Below are 15,211 nucleotides of genomic sequence, written 5' to 3' on the forward strand. Positions count from 1 at the left end.
GGGTACCACAAGATTCCGCTGGTGCTGTGGGGGCTGCGCATGGTGGGAAATCCGGGCGATGAGGGTCAGGGGCGTCTGGCGGCCGGTCGTTACCGGCTGGGGGAATTGATCGGGCGCGGCGGAATGGGACGGGTCTGGTGCGCCCGCGACGAATTGCTGGACCGCTGGGTGGCCGTCAAGGAAATACGGATCGACGAGCCGGCCGGGGAGGAGATGGTGATCCGGCGCGAACGCAGCCTGCGCGAGGCACGCGCCACCGCCCGTATCGACCATCCCAACGTGGTACGGGTCTATGACGTGGCCGAGGAAGGCGACCGGCTGTGGATCGTCATGCAGTTGATACGGGCCCGCTCGCTGGAACAGATCCTGGCCCAGGACGGGCCGCCGGCCCTCGCCCCGGTCGCCGGGATCGGCCTCGGACTGGCCCGCGCGCTGCGCCAGGTGCACGCGGTGGGAGTGCTGCACCGTGACATCAAGCCCGGCAACGTACTGATCGACGAGCGGGGCGAGGTCGTACTGACCGACTTCGGCATCGCGGCGATGCAGGACGCCACGGCCCTGACGATGGCCGGCACGCTCGTCGGCTCACCCGACTACATGGCCCCCGAACGCATCGAGGGCAGGAAACAGGGACCGCCGTCCGACCTGTGGTCCCTCGGCGCGACCCTGTGCGCCGCACTCGCCGGACAGTCACCGTTCACCCGTGCCACGACCCTGGCCACCCTGCACGCCGTCCTGCACGAGGAACCGTCCATTCCGTCCGCCGCGGGCCCACTGGCCGGCATCCTCGCCGAGCTCCTGCGCAAGGCGCCGTCGGACCGGCCCGACCTCGCGCGCGTCGAGGCGGCCCTGGCGCCGTTCGCGGCCGGTGAGGCGCCGGGGAGGGCGTACTCGCCCACCGTGGCCGACGTGGCGGCCACGCCCCCGCTCGCGTCGGCGGCTGATCCCCGCAAAGCGATGGGGGAGTCCATGGCGCCGGAAGCGACCGCGGCGGCACCCGCCACGGGCACGGCGCACGCGGCGCACGCGGCGCCCGAGGAGCCTGCGGAGCCTGTGGAGCCCGAGGAGCCTGTGGAGCTTGAGGCGTCTGAAGGGCAGGCGCCCGCGGCATCCGGCGCCGAAGCGCCGTCCGAACCCCGGGCGGCCGAGTCGGAGGCGTCCCCGCCCGAACCCGAGCCCGAGCCCGAAGCCGGACCTGAATCCGGACCCGGGCTTGCATCCGGGCACGGGCCCGAACCGGCCCGCACCGCACCCGTACGGGACGCCGTCCCGCCGCCCGCGCGCAGCCGACGGCGTACCACATGGGTGGTGGCGGCAGCGGTGGCCGCCGTGGTGGCCTCGGGGGCGGCGGTGGCGGGGCTGATCGCCTCCCAGCAGTCGGGCCGTGGCGGCGGCCCGGTGGTGACCGTCACCGGTTCCTCCACAGGTGCGGGAACCGGTACGGGGGGTGCGAGCGCCGGCACCGGCGGCCCCGCGACCGGCGCACCACGCCGCTACGAGGCGGGTTTCACCTGGGTGCCGCCGGTCGGCTGGAACCGTACCGCCGAGAGCCCCTCGGACATCACCTACAGCACCACGGACGGCGCGGTCCTGATCTCCGCCCGTCAGAACGCCTCGACCGGCGGTGACCTGCTGACGATCTGGCAGCGCTACGAGGCGCAGCAGCACGACGTACCGGGCTACCGCAAGATCGCGTTACAGCGTGCGGTCTTCCATGGGCACCCGGCCGTGACCTGGGAGTTCGCCTACACGCGGGACGGCGACAAGCCGGCCCACGGGCGGCAGCTCGGCTTCCGGGCGGCGGGCCGGACGTACCAGATCAACCTCTGGTACCTGGATTCCTCCGGGACCGCCGCCCTGCGCGCCTATGAGCGGGTCAAGGAGTCCTTCCGTACATCCTGACCGCCCTGACCGCCCTCGCCACCTTCGGCCGCGAGGCCGTCCCGGCCGCCCGCGGCGTGCCGCCGGCGCTCCAGCACCAGCCCGACGACCAGCACCAGTACGCCCACGACCACCGACATGATCATCTGCTCACGGCCGTCGGGGTTGTAGAACATGTAGCCCACGACGAAGAGGATCAGCACGATCGTCGCGTACGTCGCATACGGGTACAGCCACATCCGTACCGTCAGCCGCTCCGGCGTGTCCCGCTGGATGACCCTGCGCATCCGCAACTGCGAGAAGCAGATGACCAGCCAGACGAAGAGCGCCACCGCCCCGGAGGAGTTCAGCAGGAACTGGAAGACGGTGTCCTTCGAGGTGTAGCTGAAGATCGTGGCCACGAAGCCGAAGGCGACCGAGGCCCAGATGGCGACCGCCGGGACGCCGCCCTTGTTGACCCGGGTGAAGGACTTGGGGGCATCGCCGCGCTCGCCGAGCGAGAACGCCATGCGGGAGGCGGTGTAGAGGCCGGAGTTGAGGCAGGAGAGCACCGCGGTGAGCACGACGACGTCCATGACCGTGCCCGCGTACGGGATGTCCAGCGACTTCAGCACGGCCACGTACGGGCTCTTGCGCACCTCGGGGTCGTTCCACGGCAGCAGCGTGACGATCACCGAGATCGAACCGATGTAGAAGATCGCGATGCGCCAGATGACGCTGTTGACGGCCTTGCGGACCGCCATCACCGGGTTCGGCGACTCGCTCGCCGCCAGGGTGACGATCTCGCTGCCCATGAAGGAGAAGACCACCAGCAGCATGCCGGAGAGGATCGCGCCCGGACCGTTGGGCAGGAATCCGCCCTTCCCGGTCAGATTGCTCAGCCCCACCGCCTGGTCGCCCGGCGGCAGCCCGAAGATCGCCAGCGCGCCGACCGCGATGAAGACGACGATCGCCACGACCTTGATCCCGGCGAACCAGAACTCGAACTCGCCGAAGGAGCCGACCGAGATCAGGTTGGTGCCGGTCAGCACGATCATGACGATCAGCGCCCAGGCCCACTGCGGGACGGCCGGGACCCAGTTGGTCAGGATTCCGGCGGCGGCGGTCGCCTCCACGGCCAGTACGACCGACCAGAAGAACCAGTACAGCCAGCCGATGGTGAAGCCCGCCCAGCGGCCCAGCGCGCGGTCGGCGTACGTGGAGAAGGACCCGGAGGCCGGCGAGGCCGCGGCCATCTCGCCGAGCATCCGCATCACCAGGACGACCAGCAGGCCGGTCAGCGCGTAGGAGATCAGGATGCCCGGCCCGGCGGCCGAGATGCCGGCGCCGGAGCCGACGAAGAGGCCGGCGCCGATCACGCCACCGATGGCGATCATCGACAGATGGCGGTTCTTCAGCCCTTTTTGCAGGCCGTCCTGCGGCTGACCTCCGCCGGGGCCGCCGGGGCCGCCGGCGTTCGCGCCCTTTTGCATGGTCGGCGGATGCGCGCCCATGTGCACCGTCCTTCTGTTCTTCTGCGGTCCCTCTGTGGTTCTCGCGTTCGAGTCCCCGCATTAGAACTGCGTCAACGTCCGTTTTGGAAGGCCCGACTCCGGATCGTTGTACGAGGAGCCGGCGGAACCGCCCGGCGGGAGGGCGGCCGGTCCCCTCGGTTCCGTACGGAGCGGGGAACGGAACGGGGTACGTAACGGGTGCCAGGATCCGTACGACGTACGGGCCCCCTGCGGCGCCCGCGTCGAACGCCTCGTGCCACACTCGGAGCCATGCGCGTGTATCTCGGCTCCGACCATGCCGGTTTCGAACTCAAGAACCACCTCGTCGAGTGGCTCAAGGCCCAGGGCCACGAGCCCGTCGACTGCGGTCCGCACATCTACGACGCCCAGGACGACTACCCGCCGTTCTGTCTGCGCGCCGCGGAGAAGACCGCCGCGGACCCGGACAGCCTGGGCATCGTGATCGGCGGCTCCGGCAACGGCGAGCAGATCGCGGCGAACAAGGTCAAGGGCGTACGGGCCGCGCTGGCCTGGAGCGAGGAGACCGCCCGGCTCGGCCGCGAGCACAACAACGCCAACGTGATCTCCGTCGGCGGTCGGATGCACACCCAGGACGAGGCGACCAAGTTCATCGAGGTCTTCCTCGCCACGCCGTACTCCGGCGAGGAGCGGCACACCCGGCGCATCGACATGCTTTCGGCATACGAGACCACCGGCGACCTCCCCCCGATCCCGGCCCACCACCCCCAGGCGTAACCGGCCGCCGAGCCGCCGGCGTGACCGGACCGGCCGCCGAGCCTTCGGCAGGACCGGCCGCCGGACCGCCGGCGTGACCGGACCGGCCGCCGGCTTGGTCGGCCGTCCGGTCCGAGCGTGGTTCGGCCCCGCCCCCCTGGGTAACCCCCAGGTGGGGGTTCGGGCGCGTTCGATTTGACCTGTAGGGGGCCAGGCCGCCGCCTCTCATGGGTGCTCACGACGTCGCGTCTCGTAAGTGCTCACGCCGTCGCGTCTCCGCTGTACGGAGCGGGGCGCGTTCCTGCGTTCCCGTGTCCCGTGAAGCTGTATCGCCGGGTTCGTTCCGGGATCGCCGCGTTCACGTATCTTTTTCGGTTCCGTGGTTACGGACGTCCGCCTGCTCACCCGTCTTCGGAGGAGAAACATGCCCGAAGGGCACACGATCCACCGCCTCGCGCTGGACCACCGTGCGCTCTTCGAGGGCGAGCGGCTGCGCGTGAGCAGCCCGCAGGGCAAGTTCCAGGACGCGGCGGCTCTCCTGGACCGGCAGGTCATGACGGCCGCCGAGGCCCACGGCAAGCACCTCTTCCTCGGCTTCGCCGCGACCGGCTGGGTCCATGTGCACCTCGGCCTGTTCGGCAAGCTCGGTTTCGGTGACGCCCCCGCCCCGCCGCCCGCCGACACCGTACGGCTGCGGCTGGCGGGCGCGAAGGCGTACGCGGACCTGCGCGGCCCCACCACCTGCGCCCTGATCACCGACGCCGAGAAGCAGGCGATACACGACCGCCTCGGCCCCGACCCGCTGCGCGCCGGGGACGACGGCGAGCGCGCCTGGGCGCGGGTCTCCCGCAGCCGTACGTCCGTGGCCGCCCTGCTCATGGACCAGAAGGTCATCGCGGGCGTCGGCAACGTCTACCGGGCCGAGGTGCTCTTCCGGCACGGCATCGACCCGTACCGCCCCGGCCGCGGCCTCACCCGTACGGAATGGGACGCCATCTGGGCCGACCTGGTGGAGCTGATGCGCGAGGGCGTCCGCCACAACCGCATCGACACGGTCCGCCCCGAGCACACGCCGGAGGCCATGGGCCGGCCGCCGCGCGTGGACGACCACGGTGGCGAGGTGTACGTCTACCGCCGGGCGCACCTGCCGTGTCACATCTGCGGGGCGGAGATCCGTACGGCAGATCTCGCCGCCCGCAATCTTTTCTGGTGCCCTTCCTGCCAGCGGAGCTGACGGCTGCGGCGTCACCCACAGTGGTTGGCGGTTGCCGGTAGCCGGTAGCCGGTAGCCGGTAGCCGTCGGCCTTGGTTGTCGCCCCTGGCCGTCGTCAGCGGCCTTCGTCCGGGGCGTGCGGCTCCTCCGTCCGCGCGGTCGCCTTTCGAACTCGGTTTCCCGGAGATCACCGGGAACGGCGGGCCGTCGGCGCGCCGCCGACGGTACCCCCATGCGGAGCAAGGGGAAGGGTGGATAAGGTCCCAGAACGATGGCGAGCGGAACGGGAGCGGAGTCCCTGACGGCCCGGATGCGCAAGGCGATGCACCGGGTCCGCGTCGGCGTGCGCAAAGCCGGGGTGGACTACTTCCGCGGTGACGGCTCCGACTGGATCGCGCTGGCCGCCCTGCTGACCGCCATCCCCGCCATCGCCTGCGGCACGGTCTGGCGCCCGGACTGGATCTCCCCCACCGCCCTGGTCCTGCCGGTGATCGCGGGCGGTCTGCTGCTGCGCCCCGCCAACCTGCTCGCCCTGTACGGCACCTCGGCCGCCGCCCTGATCGTCGAGGCGTCCCTGCTGGGCCCCTACGACCAGGGGCCCGACCGGATCACCCCGGGCACGGTCCTGGTGGTGGCCGCGGTCGGCCTCTTCGGGCTGCTCATCGCGCAGTTCCGCAGCCGGGTGGGCGTGCCCTGGAGACGTGGCGGAACGATGCTCTTCGACCTGCGCGAGCGCATCCGCGTACAGAGCAAGCTACCCAGGCTGCCCAAGGGATGGCACCGGGAGATGGCGCTGCGCCCGGCCGGCGGACAGTCCTTCTCCGGCGACTTCGTCGTCGCCTCGCGCACCCACGGCGGGAACATCCTCGAAGTCGTCCTGACCGACGTGTCCGGCAAGGGCATGGACGCCGCCTCCCGCGCGCTGCTGCTCTCCGGGGCGTTCGGCGGTCTGCTGGGCTCCCTGCCACCGCACGGCTTCCTGCCCGCCGCCAACGGCTACCTGCTGCGCCAGGACTGGGACGAGGGCTTCGCGACCTCCATCCACCTCGTCCTGGACCTGGAGTCCGGCGACTACGAACTGCTCTCCGCCGGGCACCTCCCGGCCCTCCAGCTCTGCGCCGGGACCGGCCGCTGGGAGGAGAAGGCCGCGGAGGGGCCGCTGCTGGGGGTGTACGACGGGGCGCAGTTCGACCCCGTCAAGGGCACGCTGCGCCCGGGCGACGTCCTGATGCTCTTCACCGACGGCCTCGTGGAGTCGGCCGACCGCGACATCGCGGAGGGCATCGACCGGCTGACCGGCGAGGCCGACCGCTACGTGTCCTGCGGCTTCGCGGGCGCCGCCTGGCACCTCATCGAGGCGGTGGCGAAGGACGTCAACGACGACCGCGCGCTGCTGCTGATCTGCCGCGACTGAGGCCGTGGTCCCGGGGCGGGCTCGTGTGGTGGGGGATACGGGGCTCGGGAGGACGAGGGCTCCTTGTAAGAGCCCTTGCGGATGAGGGGCTCCTGTACGGGTGGGGCGGTTGCGGTGGGGTTTTCCCCACCTCCGATCCACCGGCGGGCGTCATGGTCCGAGGCCGTCCCCGGTCCGTAGGTTGCAGGTGTCGATCCACTGCGCGGAACGAGGGACGAGGGACGAAACCATGGCGATGGGCCTGCGACGAGGCGAGCACCGGGGCGAGCCGGAGCCGCCGAACCGGCCGGAGCGGTCGAACCGGCCGCAGCCGCCGTACGGGCCCGAGCCGCCGTACGGGCCCGAGCCGCCGAACCGGCCGGAGCGCCCGGACACCGGCACGTACGCCGTCGAGATGCGGGGGGTGCGCCGTCAGTACGGACGCGGCGCCGGCACGGTGCACGCGCTGCGCGGCATCGACCTCGCCCTGCCGCCCGGCAGCTTCACCGCCGTCATGGGCCCCTCGGGTTCCGGCAAGTCCACCTTCCTTCAGTGCGCGGCGGGCCTGGACCGTCCCACGGCGGGCTCCGTGCGGCTGGCCGGGACCGAGATCACCAAGATGCGCGAGACCCGGCTCACGGAGCTGCGCCGCAGCCGTCTGGGCTTCGTCTTCCAGGCGTTCAACCTGCTGCCGTCCCTCACGGTCGAGCAGAACGTCGTCCTCCCGATGCGGCTGGCCGGGCGCCGCCCCGACTCCCGGCGCGCGGCGGAGGCGCTCGCCCGGGTCGGCCTGGGCGAGCACGCCCGCCGCCGTCCCGGGCAGCTCTCCGGCGGCCAGCAGCAGCGGGTGGCCCTGGCCCGCGCGCTGATCACCGACCCCGACGTCGTCTTCGCCGACGAGCCGACCGGGGCGCTGGACACCGGTACCGCCGCCGAGATCCTCGGCCTGCTGCGCCATGCGGTCGACTCGCTGGGCGCGACGGTCGTGATGGTCACCCATGACCCGGTGGCCGCCGCCTGGGCCGACCGGGTGCTCTTCCTCGCCGACGGGGCCATGGCCGACACCCTCGTCCACGCCTCACCGCAGCAGATAGCGGCCCGTATGGCCGCCCTCACCGCCCGGCCGCATGCCGCCGTGTCCGGTTCGGCGGCCTGAGAGGTCCGGCGGTGTCTCCCCCTTTCCCCGGCAATGGCGATGATGCGTATGCGTTGCTTTCCGGGCTTTCCCGGGAATTCACCTGCCGAATAGGTGATCGCGCGGCGGTGGATGAATGAACGGTGGATGAATGAGCGTCGGAAATCAGCCGCCAAGAGGGAAATGATCCGGCCGAATCGGTAAATCCGCCCGGACCTCCGCCTTCCCTCACCCCCGGCCACCCCCGCCCGCGCCGCACGGGTCATGGGTGCCGAGGGCAGGCAAAGCCTTGGCCGATGATTCGCCACCCGCCTCCACTGGGCAGGCAGTTGGTGGCACGATGGGTGCCGAGCGGGGGTGTGCGCGGCTGCATGCTTCCGGGGCCGGCCAGGCGTACCGACCGAGGGTGTGATCAGTTGTGGCTCTGTCGCTGTCCGTGGTGGTGCTGTTGGGGATCATTCTGATCGTGCTGTTACGGGGCAAATCACTCAAAGCGTGGCCGGCGATCGTCGCCATCCTCTTCGGCTTCTTCCTCGCCTCCACCGGGATCGCCCCATCCATCAACCGGTTCCTCAACTCCGTGGCCGACACCATCAACCGCATCAGTTTCTAGCGCCGCACCTCGCGTCGCGCCCGGGAGTGCATGCACGCGTCAACCGCTCGCCTCGCCACGTCACTTGGCGGGCGGAGGGCCGTCTTCCGTATGCGCCAGGCGCCCGGTGGCCCGGGGTGTCGGGTCACCGGTGCGAGGGCCGGTGGGCAAGGTCGATGGGCAAGGCCGGCGGACAAGGGGCGGTGTACGTCATCCGGCCGTTCGGGGCGGTCCCACCGCCCCCACCGTCCCCGTTGTCCTCACGGCCCGGACGCGTTCCCGTCGCCTTATCAGGCTGTCGTACGGCCGTTCCCGTACTCACCTTTTCGGGGAATTCCGAGTGCCGTGAACCGGCCGCGGAACGAGCGCGGAAAAGCCCGGGGCCGGACGGGGAAAACCGCGCTTCCGCGCGGTGTCCCACGATCCGGCCCCGGGCCTCGTGGAGCGGGCGACGGGAATCGAACCCGCGTAGCCAGTTTGGAAGACTGGGGCTCTACCATTGAGCTACGCCCGCATGCGCTGTAGGTCTGCGACCTCGGCACGCAGTGCATCGTAGCGGGTCACGGCGGTCCGCCGCACACCCCCCTGTCCGCCCCCGTCCGTACGGGAAGAACTGGCGCGCCGTACTGCCTGCGGGCATGTACCCTACGTCTCGCACCGACGGGGTGTGGCGCAGCTTGGTAGCGCGTCCGCTTTGGGAGCGGAAGGTCGTCGGTTCGAATCCGGCCACCCCGACCAGCAGGTATCCAGTCTCCGGCGTCTTCGGCCCGGCCGCCCGGTTCACGGCCGGCCCAGGCCGCGAGCCGGCCACCGGCCGCCACCGGCTCCGGGCCATGGGCGGCTCTCCGGTCGCGCCCGGCCGCCCGGTCACCCGGCCGGACGGATTTCACGGCCCGGCCGCACGGACCCGGACCGTCCCGGTCTGCGGACCCGGCCCGCCGGCCCGGCTGTACGGGCCGGCCCCCGGTCCTGCGGACCCGGCCTGTACGGACCCGGTCCGCCCTCGCCGTACGGGCCCGCGCGCCGGCCGTCACGGGCTCCGGCCGGAGGCGTTCAAGATCACGTTGTGGGCGTCATCCCGCTTGCGGTTACTATGCAAGCTGCGTGCCCGTGTGTCTTTCTACCGGGCGCGATCGGCCGGTCCTGACCAGCAGGCGCCGGCGGATCTCAGGCAGAACCCCAGCAGTCAGCCCCAAGGAGACCGAACCGTGAAGAGCGCCGTGGAGACCCTGAACCCGACCCGGGTTCGGCTCACTGTCGAGGTGCCCTTCGAGGAGCTCAAGCCCAGCCTCGACGCGGCGTACAAGAAGATCAACCAGCAGGTCACGGTGAAGGGCTTCCGCCAGGGCAAGGTCCCGGCCCGCGTCATCGACCAGCGGTTCGGTCGCGGCGCCGTGCTTGAGGAGGCCGTCAACGACGCGCTCCCGAAGTTCTACACCGAGGCGGTCAACGAGGGTGAGCTGAACGTCCTCGGCCAGCCCGAGGTCGACATCACCGAGCTGAAGGACGGCGAGCTGCTGGCCTTCACCGCCGAGGTCGACATCCGCCCGGCCCTGGAGATCCCGGACTACTCCGGCATCCAGGTCGAGGTCGACGCCGTCGAGGTCTCGGACGAGGACGTCGAGAAGTCCGTCGAGCAGCTCCGTGAGCGCTTCGCCTCCACCTCCCCGGTCGAGCGCGCCGCCGAAGAGGGCGACGTCGTGACGATCGACCTTGAGGCCAAGGTCGAGGGCAAGGTCCTGGAGGACGGCGTCGCCAAGGGCGTCAGCTACACCATCGGCTCCGGCGAGCTGCTGGACGGCATCGACGAGGCCGTCAAGGGCCTGGAGGCCGGCGGTTCGGCCACCTTCACCTCCGAGCTCAAGGGCGGCTCCGCGGCCGGCAAGGAGGCCGAGGTCAAGGTCGACGTCACCGCCGTCGCCGCCCGTGAGCTGCCCGCGCTGGACGACGACTTCGCCCAGCTCGCGAGCGAGTTCGACACCCTTGAGGAGCTCAAGGCCGACAGCCGCAAGCGCCTGGAGCGGATGAAGAAGTACGACCAGGCCACCCAGGCCCAGGAGAAGGTCCTGGACGAGCTGATCAAGCTCGTCGAGGTCCCGATGCCGGAGAAGCTGCTCGCGGACGAGATCGAGACCCGCAAGCACAACCTGGTCAACCACCAGCTCGCCCAGATGGGCCTGGACCTCGCGAAGTACCTGGAGATCCAGGGCAAGACCGAGGAAGAGTTCGACGCCGAGACCAAGGAGCAGGCGGAGAAGGGCATCCGGACCCAGTTCATCCTGGACGAGCTGGTCAGCAAGGAGAAGCTGAACGTCAGCCAGGAGGAGCTCACCGAGCACCTCATGCGCCGCGCGCAGTCCTCCGGCATGTCCCCCGACCAGTTCGCCCAGGCCGTCGTCGAGGGCGGCCAGGTGCCGATGCTCGTGGGTGAGGTCGCCCGCGGCAAGGCGCTGGCGGTCGTCGTCGAGGCCGCGACGGTCAAGGACACCAACGGCGAGGTCGTCGACCTGGACGACGACGAGGACGAGGCCGCCGACGCCGCCGAGACGGTCGAGGCCGCCACCGAGGCCGCCGACGCCGAGGTCAAGGACGCCGACGCGAAGAACGAGGGCTGAGCCCCGAAGGCCGTACGGCTCCCGTAGCCGCCGCCTGTACGGGCCCGAACACGCACGCCCGCGTGTTCGGGCCCGTCGTCGTGCGGGCCCCGTGAGCCTGCGCTCACAGCGAACAGTTATCAATGCGGGATGGCGTTGTCCTACCTGCGCGTTAGGGTCCGTAGATACGAGGGCAGGGGAGTCCCCGAAGCCGCGCCGGCGGTACGGCGCGGCGCCCGGCCCCCGCCCCAGAAGACGACGCTGAGACGGCCTCGGGCCGTCCGACAACGAGCAGGTGGACACGTGACGATCCCGATGCCTTCCGCCGCCGCCGAGCCGTCCATCGGTGGCCTCGGCGACCAGGTCTACAACCGGCTGCTCGGTGAGCGGATCATCTTCCTCGGCCAAGCGGTCGACGACGACATCGCCAACAAGATCACCGCGCAGTTGCTCCTCCTGGCCGCCGACCCGGACAAGGACATCTTCCTCTACATCAACAGCCCCGGTGGATCGGTCAACGCCGGCCTGGCGATCTACGACACCATGCAGTACATCAAGAACGACGTGGTGACCATCGCCATGGGCCTGGCGGCCTCCATGGGCCAGTTCCTGCTGAGCGCCGGCACCCCGGGCAAGCGCTTCGCGCTGCCGAACACCGAGATCCTGATGCACCAGCCGTCCGCCGGTCTGGCCGGCTCCGCCACGGACATCAAGATCCACGCCGAGCGCCTGCTGCACACCAAGCGCCGGATGGCCGAGCTCACCGCCCAGCACACCGGCCAGACCGTCGAGCAGATCACCCGCGACTCCGACCGCGACCGTTGGTTCGACCCGCAGGAGGCCAAGGAGTACGGCCTCATCGACGACGTCATGACCACCGCCGGAGGCGTTCCGGGCGGGGGCGGCACCGGGGCGGCGTGAGCCCCGTAGCACCCGCACCGCAGCCGATCCAGTCCACTTGACCGCCACCAGGACGGTGAACTCCCAGATGAACAACTTCTCCGCGAGCGGCCTGTACGAGGGCCCGACCGCCGAGTCCCGCTACATCGTGCCGCGCTTCGTCGAGCGCACCTCCCAGGGCGTCCGCGAGTACGACCCGTACGCGAAGCTCTTCGAAGAGCGCGTGATCTTCCTCGGCGTGCAGATCGACGACGCCTCGGCCAACGACGTCATGGCGCAGCTCCTGTGCCTGGAGTCGATGGACCCCGACCGCGACATCTCGATCTACATCAACTCGCCGGGCGGCTCCTTCACGGCGCTCACCGCGATCTACGACACGATGCAGTTCGTCAAGCCGGACATCCAGACGGTGTGCATGGGCCAGGCGGCCTCCGCCGCCGCCGTGCTGCTCGCCGCCGGCACGCCCGGCAAGCGGATGGCGCTGCCCAACGCGCGGGTACTGATCCACCAGCCGTACAGCGAGACCGGCCGGGGCCAGGTGTCCGACCTGGAGATCGCCGCGAACGAGATCCTGCGGATGCGGGCGCAGCTTGAGGAACTGCTGGCCAAGCACTCCTCGACGCCGATCGAGAAGATCCGCGAGGACATCGAGCGCGACAAGATCCTCACCGCGGAGGAGTCCCTGGCGTACGGTCTGGTCGACCAGATCGTCTCGACGCGGAAGACCTCCGTCTCCGCCTGACGCGCTCTGGGCCAGTTGAGCCGGAGACACGCCCCCTTGGGCCGCTCCTCGGGCCGGGCGGACCCAGTCCGTCCACCGAGTAGGTCCAAGGGGGGCCCGTACGGGGGGCCCGGCAAGGTACCGTCGATAGGCAAGCACCCGGGTCCGCGGAGCAATGCGGATCCCAGGCGAAGGGGAAGCACCTCGTGGCACGCATCGGTGACGGCGGCGACCTGCTCAAGTGCTCGTTCTGCGGGAAGAGTCAGAAGCAGGTGAAGAAGCTCATCGCGGGACCTGGTGTGTACATCTGCGACGAGTGCATCGACCTCTGCAACGAGATCATCGAGGAAGAGCTCGCGGAGACCTCCGAGGTCCGCTGGGAAGAACTGCCCAAGCCCCGGGAGATCTACGAGTTCCTGGAGAGCTACGTCGTGGGCCAGGAGCCCGCCAAGAAGGCTCTCTCGGTGGCCGTCTACAACCACTACAAGCGGGTGCAGGCGGGCGAGAACGGCGGCGGGCGCGGCGGCGACGACGGGATCGAGCTGGCCAAGTCCAACATCCTGCTGCTCGGCCCGACCGGCTCCGGCAAGACCCTGCTCGCGCAGACGCTCGCCCGGATGCTCAACGTCCCCTTCGCCTTCGCCGACGCCACGGCGCTCACGGAGGCGGGCTACGTCGGCGAGGACGTGGAGAACATCCTCCTGAAGCTGATCCAGGCCGCGGACTTCGACATCAAGAAGGCCGAGACCGGCATCATCTACATCGACGAGATCGACAAGGTCGCCCGGAAGAGCGAAAACCCGTCGATCACCCGTGACGTCTCCGGCGAGGGCGTCCAGCAGGCCCTGCTGAAGATCCTCGAAGGCACCACCGCCTCGGTCCCCCCGCAGGGCGGACGCAAGCACCCCCACCAGGAATTCATCCAGATCGACACGACGAACGTGCTGTTCATCGTCGGCGGCGCCTTCGCCGGTCTGGAGAAGATCATCGAGGCCCGGTCCGGCGCGAAGGGCATCGGCTTCGGCGCCACGATCCGCTCCAAGCGCGAGATCGAGTCCAAGGACCGGCTCCAGGAAGTCATGCCGGAGGACCTGGTGAAGTTCGGGATGATCCCCGAGTTCATCGGCCGGCTGCCCGTCCTGACCTCCGTGCACAACCTCGACCGGGAAGCGCTCCTGCAGATCCTGCTGGAGCCGCGCAACGCGCTCGTCAAGCAGTACCAGCGGCTGTTCGAACTGGACGGTGTGGAGCTGGACTTCGACCGCCCGGCGCTGGAGGCCATCGCCGACCAGGCCATCCTGCGCGGTACGGGCGCCCGCGGCCTGCGCGCCATCATGGAGGAGGTCCTCCAGTCGGTGATGTACGAGGTCCCCTCCCGCAAGGACGTGGCCCGGGTCGTGATCACCGCGGACGTGGTGCACTCCAACGTCAACCCGACGCTGGTCCCGCGGACGACGCGCGGCGGCGAGCCGGGCGAACACCACGAGAAGAGCGCCTGAGCGGCCGCAGAGGGCTCCGTACGGGCCGTACGGCCTCCAGGACCCCCAGGGACCCCCCTAGGCCCCCTCCCCACCGCCTGCCGAACGAAAAGGGCTCCCACGGTCCACAAGGAACCGGGGAGCCCTTCGCGTACCCGCCGACGCGGGCGGTGTGCGCCGGGCCGTCACATCGGCTTGCGCACCTCGTTGCGGATCACCGCGGTGGTGTCCGCGTACTGCGACAGGTTCACGTCCGAGGCCGAGCTGAACTTGGCGTTGGCGTACGCGATGATCGCCGCCGTCGAGGAGTCGGCCCACGTGCACACCGGCGCGTAACCGATCGAGGAGCTCTTGGACAGCTCGCACTCGATCTCCGTGCCCTTGGCCTCCGAGGGCCGGAAGGTACGGCGCCCGCCGATGATCTGCGTCCCGCCGCCGGAACCCTCGAAGTTCTTGAACATCGTGGAACGCGCCTTCTCCTGGTCGCCGACCAGACCGTAGGCACCCTCCAGCATCAGCACGGACGTGGCGCTGGAGGAGCCCTTGTAGCGGGCCACGACGTACTCGGCGCCCGCCTGGCTCTCCCCGACCGCGACACCCTCCTTCTTCAGGCCCTCGCGGTCCTTGTCCATCGTGTACGCGCCGCCGTCGAGGGTCTTGGGCGTGGTCAGCTTCATCTTCTGCTCACCCTCCCCCTCGTCCTTGCTCTCCTCGTCCTGCGAGGGGCTCTGCGAACTGCCGGGCGTGGCGGGGGCGGCGGTCGGACCGTTCTTGTCCCGGTCGGCCTGGGTGTTCTTGTTCTCGTCATCCCCCGAGAACAGCATCACACCGCCGGTGACGATGGCGCCGAGCAGCACCACCGAGGCCACCACGATCGCGGCTATCTTGCCGCCGTTGCTCCCACCGCCCGGAGGGGGCGGGGAGGGGGCGGCGGAAAGCCCGGCTGCCCGAAAGGCCCCGGCTGCGCCTGCTGCCCTTGCTGCGGATACCCGTACTGCCCCGCCTGCCCCGCCTGCGGCGCAGGCGCCCCGTACGCCCCCGCCGGCGGCTGCTGGGGCGCTTGCGGCGGGTAGGAC

12 protein-coding genes and 2 tRNA genes are annotated in these 15,211 nt (G+C 70.5%); 11 read left to right on the top strand and 3 right to left on the bottom strand.

The window, feature by feature from the left end:
* Positions 1-21: 21 nt before the first annotated feature.
* The gene (locus KGS77_RS23960) at positions 22-1,902 is read left to right on the top strand and encodes a serine/threonine-protein kinase (RefSeq protein WP_242585046.1); all 1,881 of its coding nucleotides are present in this window, start codon (positions 22-24) and stop codon (positions 1,900-1,902) included.
* Here the strand turns inward: KGS77_RS23960 and KGS77_RS23965 are convergent.
* A complete protein-coding gene (locus KGS77_RS23965) occupies positions 1,866-3,374 on the bottom strand; it encodes an amino acid permease (protein WP_242585047.1) in 1,509 nt (502 codons plus the stop codon). The genes KGS77_RS23960 and KGS77_RS23965 overlap by 37 nt on opposite strands.
* 270 nt (positions 3,375-3,644) lie before the next feature.
* Here KGS77_RS23965 and KGS77_RS23970 point away from each other — a divergent pair, with 270 nt between their 5' ends.
* The 5 genes from KGS77_RS23970 (at position 3,645) to KGS77_RS23990 (ending at position 8,463) form a co-directional block, all read left to right on the top strand.
* On the top strand, positions 3,645-4,130 hold the full coding sequence (locus tag KGS77_RS23970; RefSeq protein WP_242585048.1) for a ribose-5-phosphate isomerase: 486 nt from the start codon (positions 3,645-3,647) through the stop codon (positions 4,128-4,130).
* A gap of 403 nt (positions 4,131-4,533) precedes the next feature.
* A complete protein-coding gene (locus KGS77_RS23975) occupies positions 4,534-5,343 on the top strand; it encodes a DNA-formamidopyrimidine glycosylase family protein (protein WP_242585049.1) in 810 nt (269 codons plus the stop codon).
* 250 nt (positions 5,344-5,593) lie between these two features.
* Positions 5,594-6,736 carry a PP2C family protein-serine/threonine phosphatase gene (locus KGS77_RS23980; protein WP_242585050.1) on the top strand — a complete coding sequence of 381 codons (1,143 nt, stop codon included), beginning with the start codon at positions 5,594-5,596 and terminating at the stop codon, positions 6,734-6,736.
* 394 nt (positions 6,737-7,130) lie between these two features.
* Positions 7,131-7,871: an ABC transporter ATP-binding protein gene (locus tag KGS77_RS23985; protein WP_242587650.1), complete on the top strand. Its 741-nt coding sequence runs from the start codon at positions 7,131-7,133 to the stop codon at positions 7,869-7,871.
* Positions 7,872-8,268: 397 nt separating this feature from the next.
* Complete coding sequence (locus KGS77_RS23990) at positions 8,269-8,463, top strand: hypothetical protein (protein ID WP_242585051.1); 195 nt, start codon at positions 8,269-8,271, stop codon at positions 8,461-8,463.
* 419 nt (positions 8,464-8,882) lie between these two features.
* Here the strand turns inward: KGS77_RS23990 and KGS77_RS23995 are convergent.
* Positions 8,883-8,956, bottom strand: a tRNA-Gly gene (locus tag KGS77_RS23995).
* Positions 8,957-9,103: 147 nt separating this feature from the next.
* Between KGS77_RS23995 and KGS77_RS24000 the strand changes: the two genes are divergently transcribed.
* From KGS77_RS24000 to clpX, 5 genes are all read left to right on the top strand, one after another.
* Positions 9,104-9,180 (top strand) — tRNA-Pro (locus KGS77_RS24000).
* A gap of 470 nt (positions 9,181-9,650) precedes the next feature.
* A complete protein-coding gene (gene tig / locus KGS77_RS24005) occupies positions 9,651-11,057 on the top strand; it encodes a trigger factor (RefSeq protein WP_242585052.1) in 1,407 nt (468 codons plus the stop codon).
* 294 nt (positions 11,058-11,351) lie between these two features.
* Complete coding sequence (locus KGS77_RS24010) at positions 11,352-11,957, top strand: ATP-dependent Clp protease proteolytic subunit (RefSeq protein WP_242587651.1); 606 nt, start codon at positions 11,352-11,354, stop codon at positions 11,955-11,957.
* Between the two features lie 67 nt (positions 11,958-12,024).
* Positions 12,025-12,678 carry an ATP-dependent Clp protease proteolytic subunit gene (locus KGS77_RS24015; protein ID WP_242587652.1) on the top strand — a complete coding sequence of 218 codons (654 nt, stop codon included), beginning with the start codon at positions 12,025-12,027 and terminating at the stop codon, positions 12,676-12,678.
* A 185-nt stretch (positions 12,679-12,863) separates the two neighbouring features.
* Positions 12,864-14,156, top strand: a complete 1,293-nt coding sequence (gene clpX / locus KGS77_RS24020) for an ATP-dependent Clp protease ATP-binding subunit ClpX (protein ID WP_242585053.1) — start codon at positions 12,864-12,866, stop codon at positions 14,154-14,156.
* 164 nt (positions 14,157-14,320) lie between these two features.
* Here clpX and KGS77_RS24025 read toward each other — a convergent pair whose 3' ends face one another.
* Positions 14,321-15,007: a hypothetical protein gene (locus KGS77_RS24025; RefSeq protein WP_242585054.1), complete on the bottom strand. Its 687-nt coding sequence runs from the start codon at positions 15,005-15,007 to the stop codon at positions 14,321-14,323.
* Between the last annotated feature and the right edge of the window lie 204 nt (positions 15,008-15,211).

It is taken from the genome of Streptomyces sp. MST-110588 (assembly GCF_022695595.1).
In the GTDB taxonomy this organism is placed as follows: domain Bacteria; phylum Actinomycetota; class Actinomycetes; order Streptomycetales; family Streptomycetaceae; genus Streptomyces.

Bases quoted from the DNA above. Each gene is read 5' to 3' on its own strand.
- KGS77_RS23970 (WP_242585048.1), top strand. From the start codon at position 3,645: ATGCGCGTGTATCTCGGCTCCGACCATGCCGGTTTCGAACTCAAGAAC.
- KGS77_RS23980 (WP_242585050.1), top strand. From the start codon at position 5,594: ATGGCGAGCGGAACGGGAGCGGAGTCCCTGACGGCCCGGATGCGCAAG.
- KGS77_RS24010 (WP_242587651.1), top strand. From the start codon at position 11,352: ATGCCTTCCGCCGCCGCCGAGCCGTCCATCGGTGGCCTCGGCGACCAG.
- KGS77_RS23975 (WP_242585049.1), top strand. From the start codon at position 4,534: ATGCCCGAAGGGCACACGATCCACCGCCTCGCGCTGGACCACCGTGCG.
- KGS77_RS23965 (WP_242585047.1), bottom strand. From the start codon at position 3,374: ATGGGCGCGCATCCGCCGACCATGCAAAAGGGCGCGAACGCCGGCGGC.
- KGS77_RS23985 (WP_242587650.1), top strand. From the start codon at position 7,131: ATGCGGGGGGTGCGCCGTCAGTACGGACGCGGCGCCGGCACGGTGCAC.
- KGS77_RS24015 (WP_242587652.1), top strand. From the start codon at position 12,025: ATGAACAACTTCTCCGCGAGCGGCCTGTACGAGGGCCCGACCGCCGAG.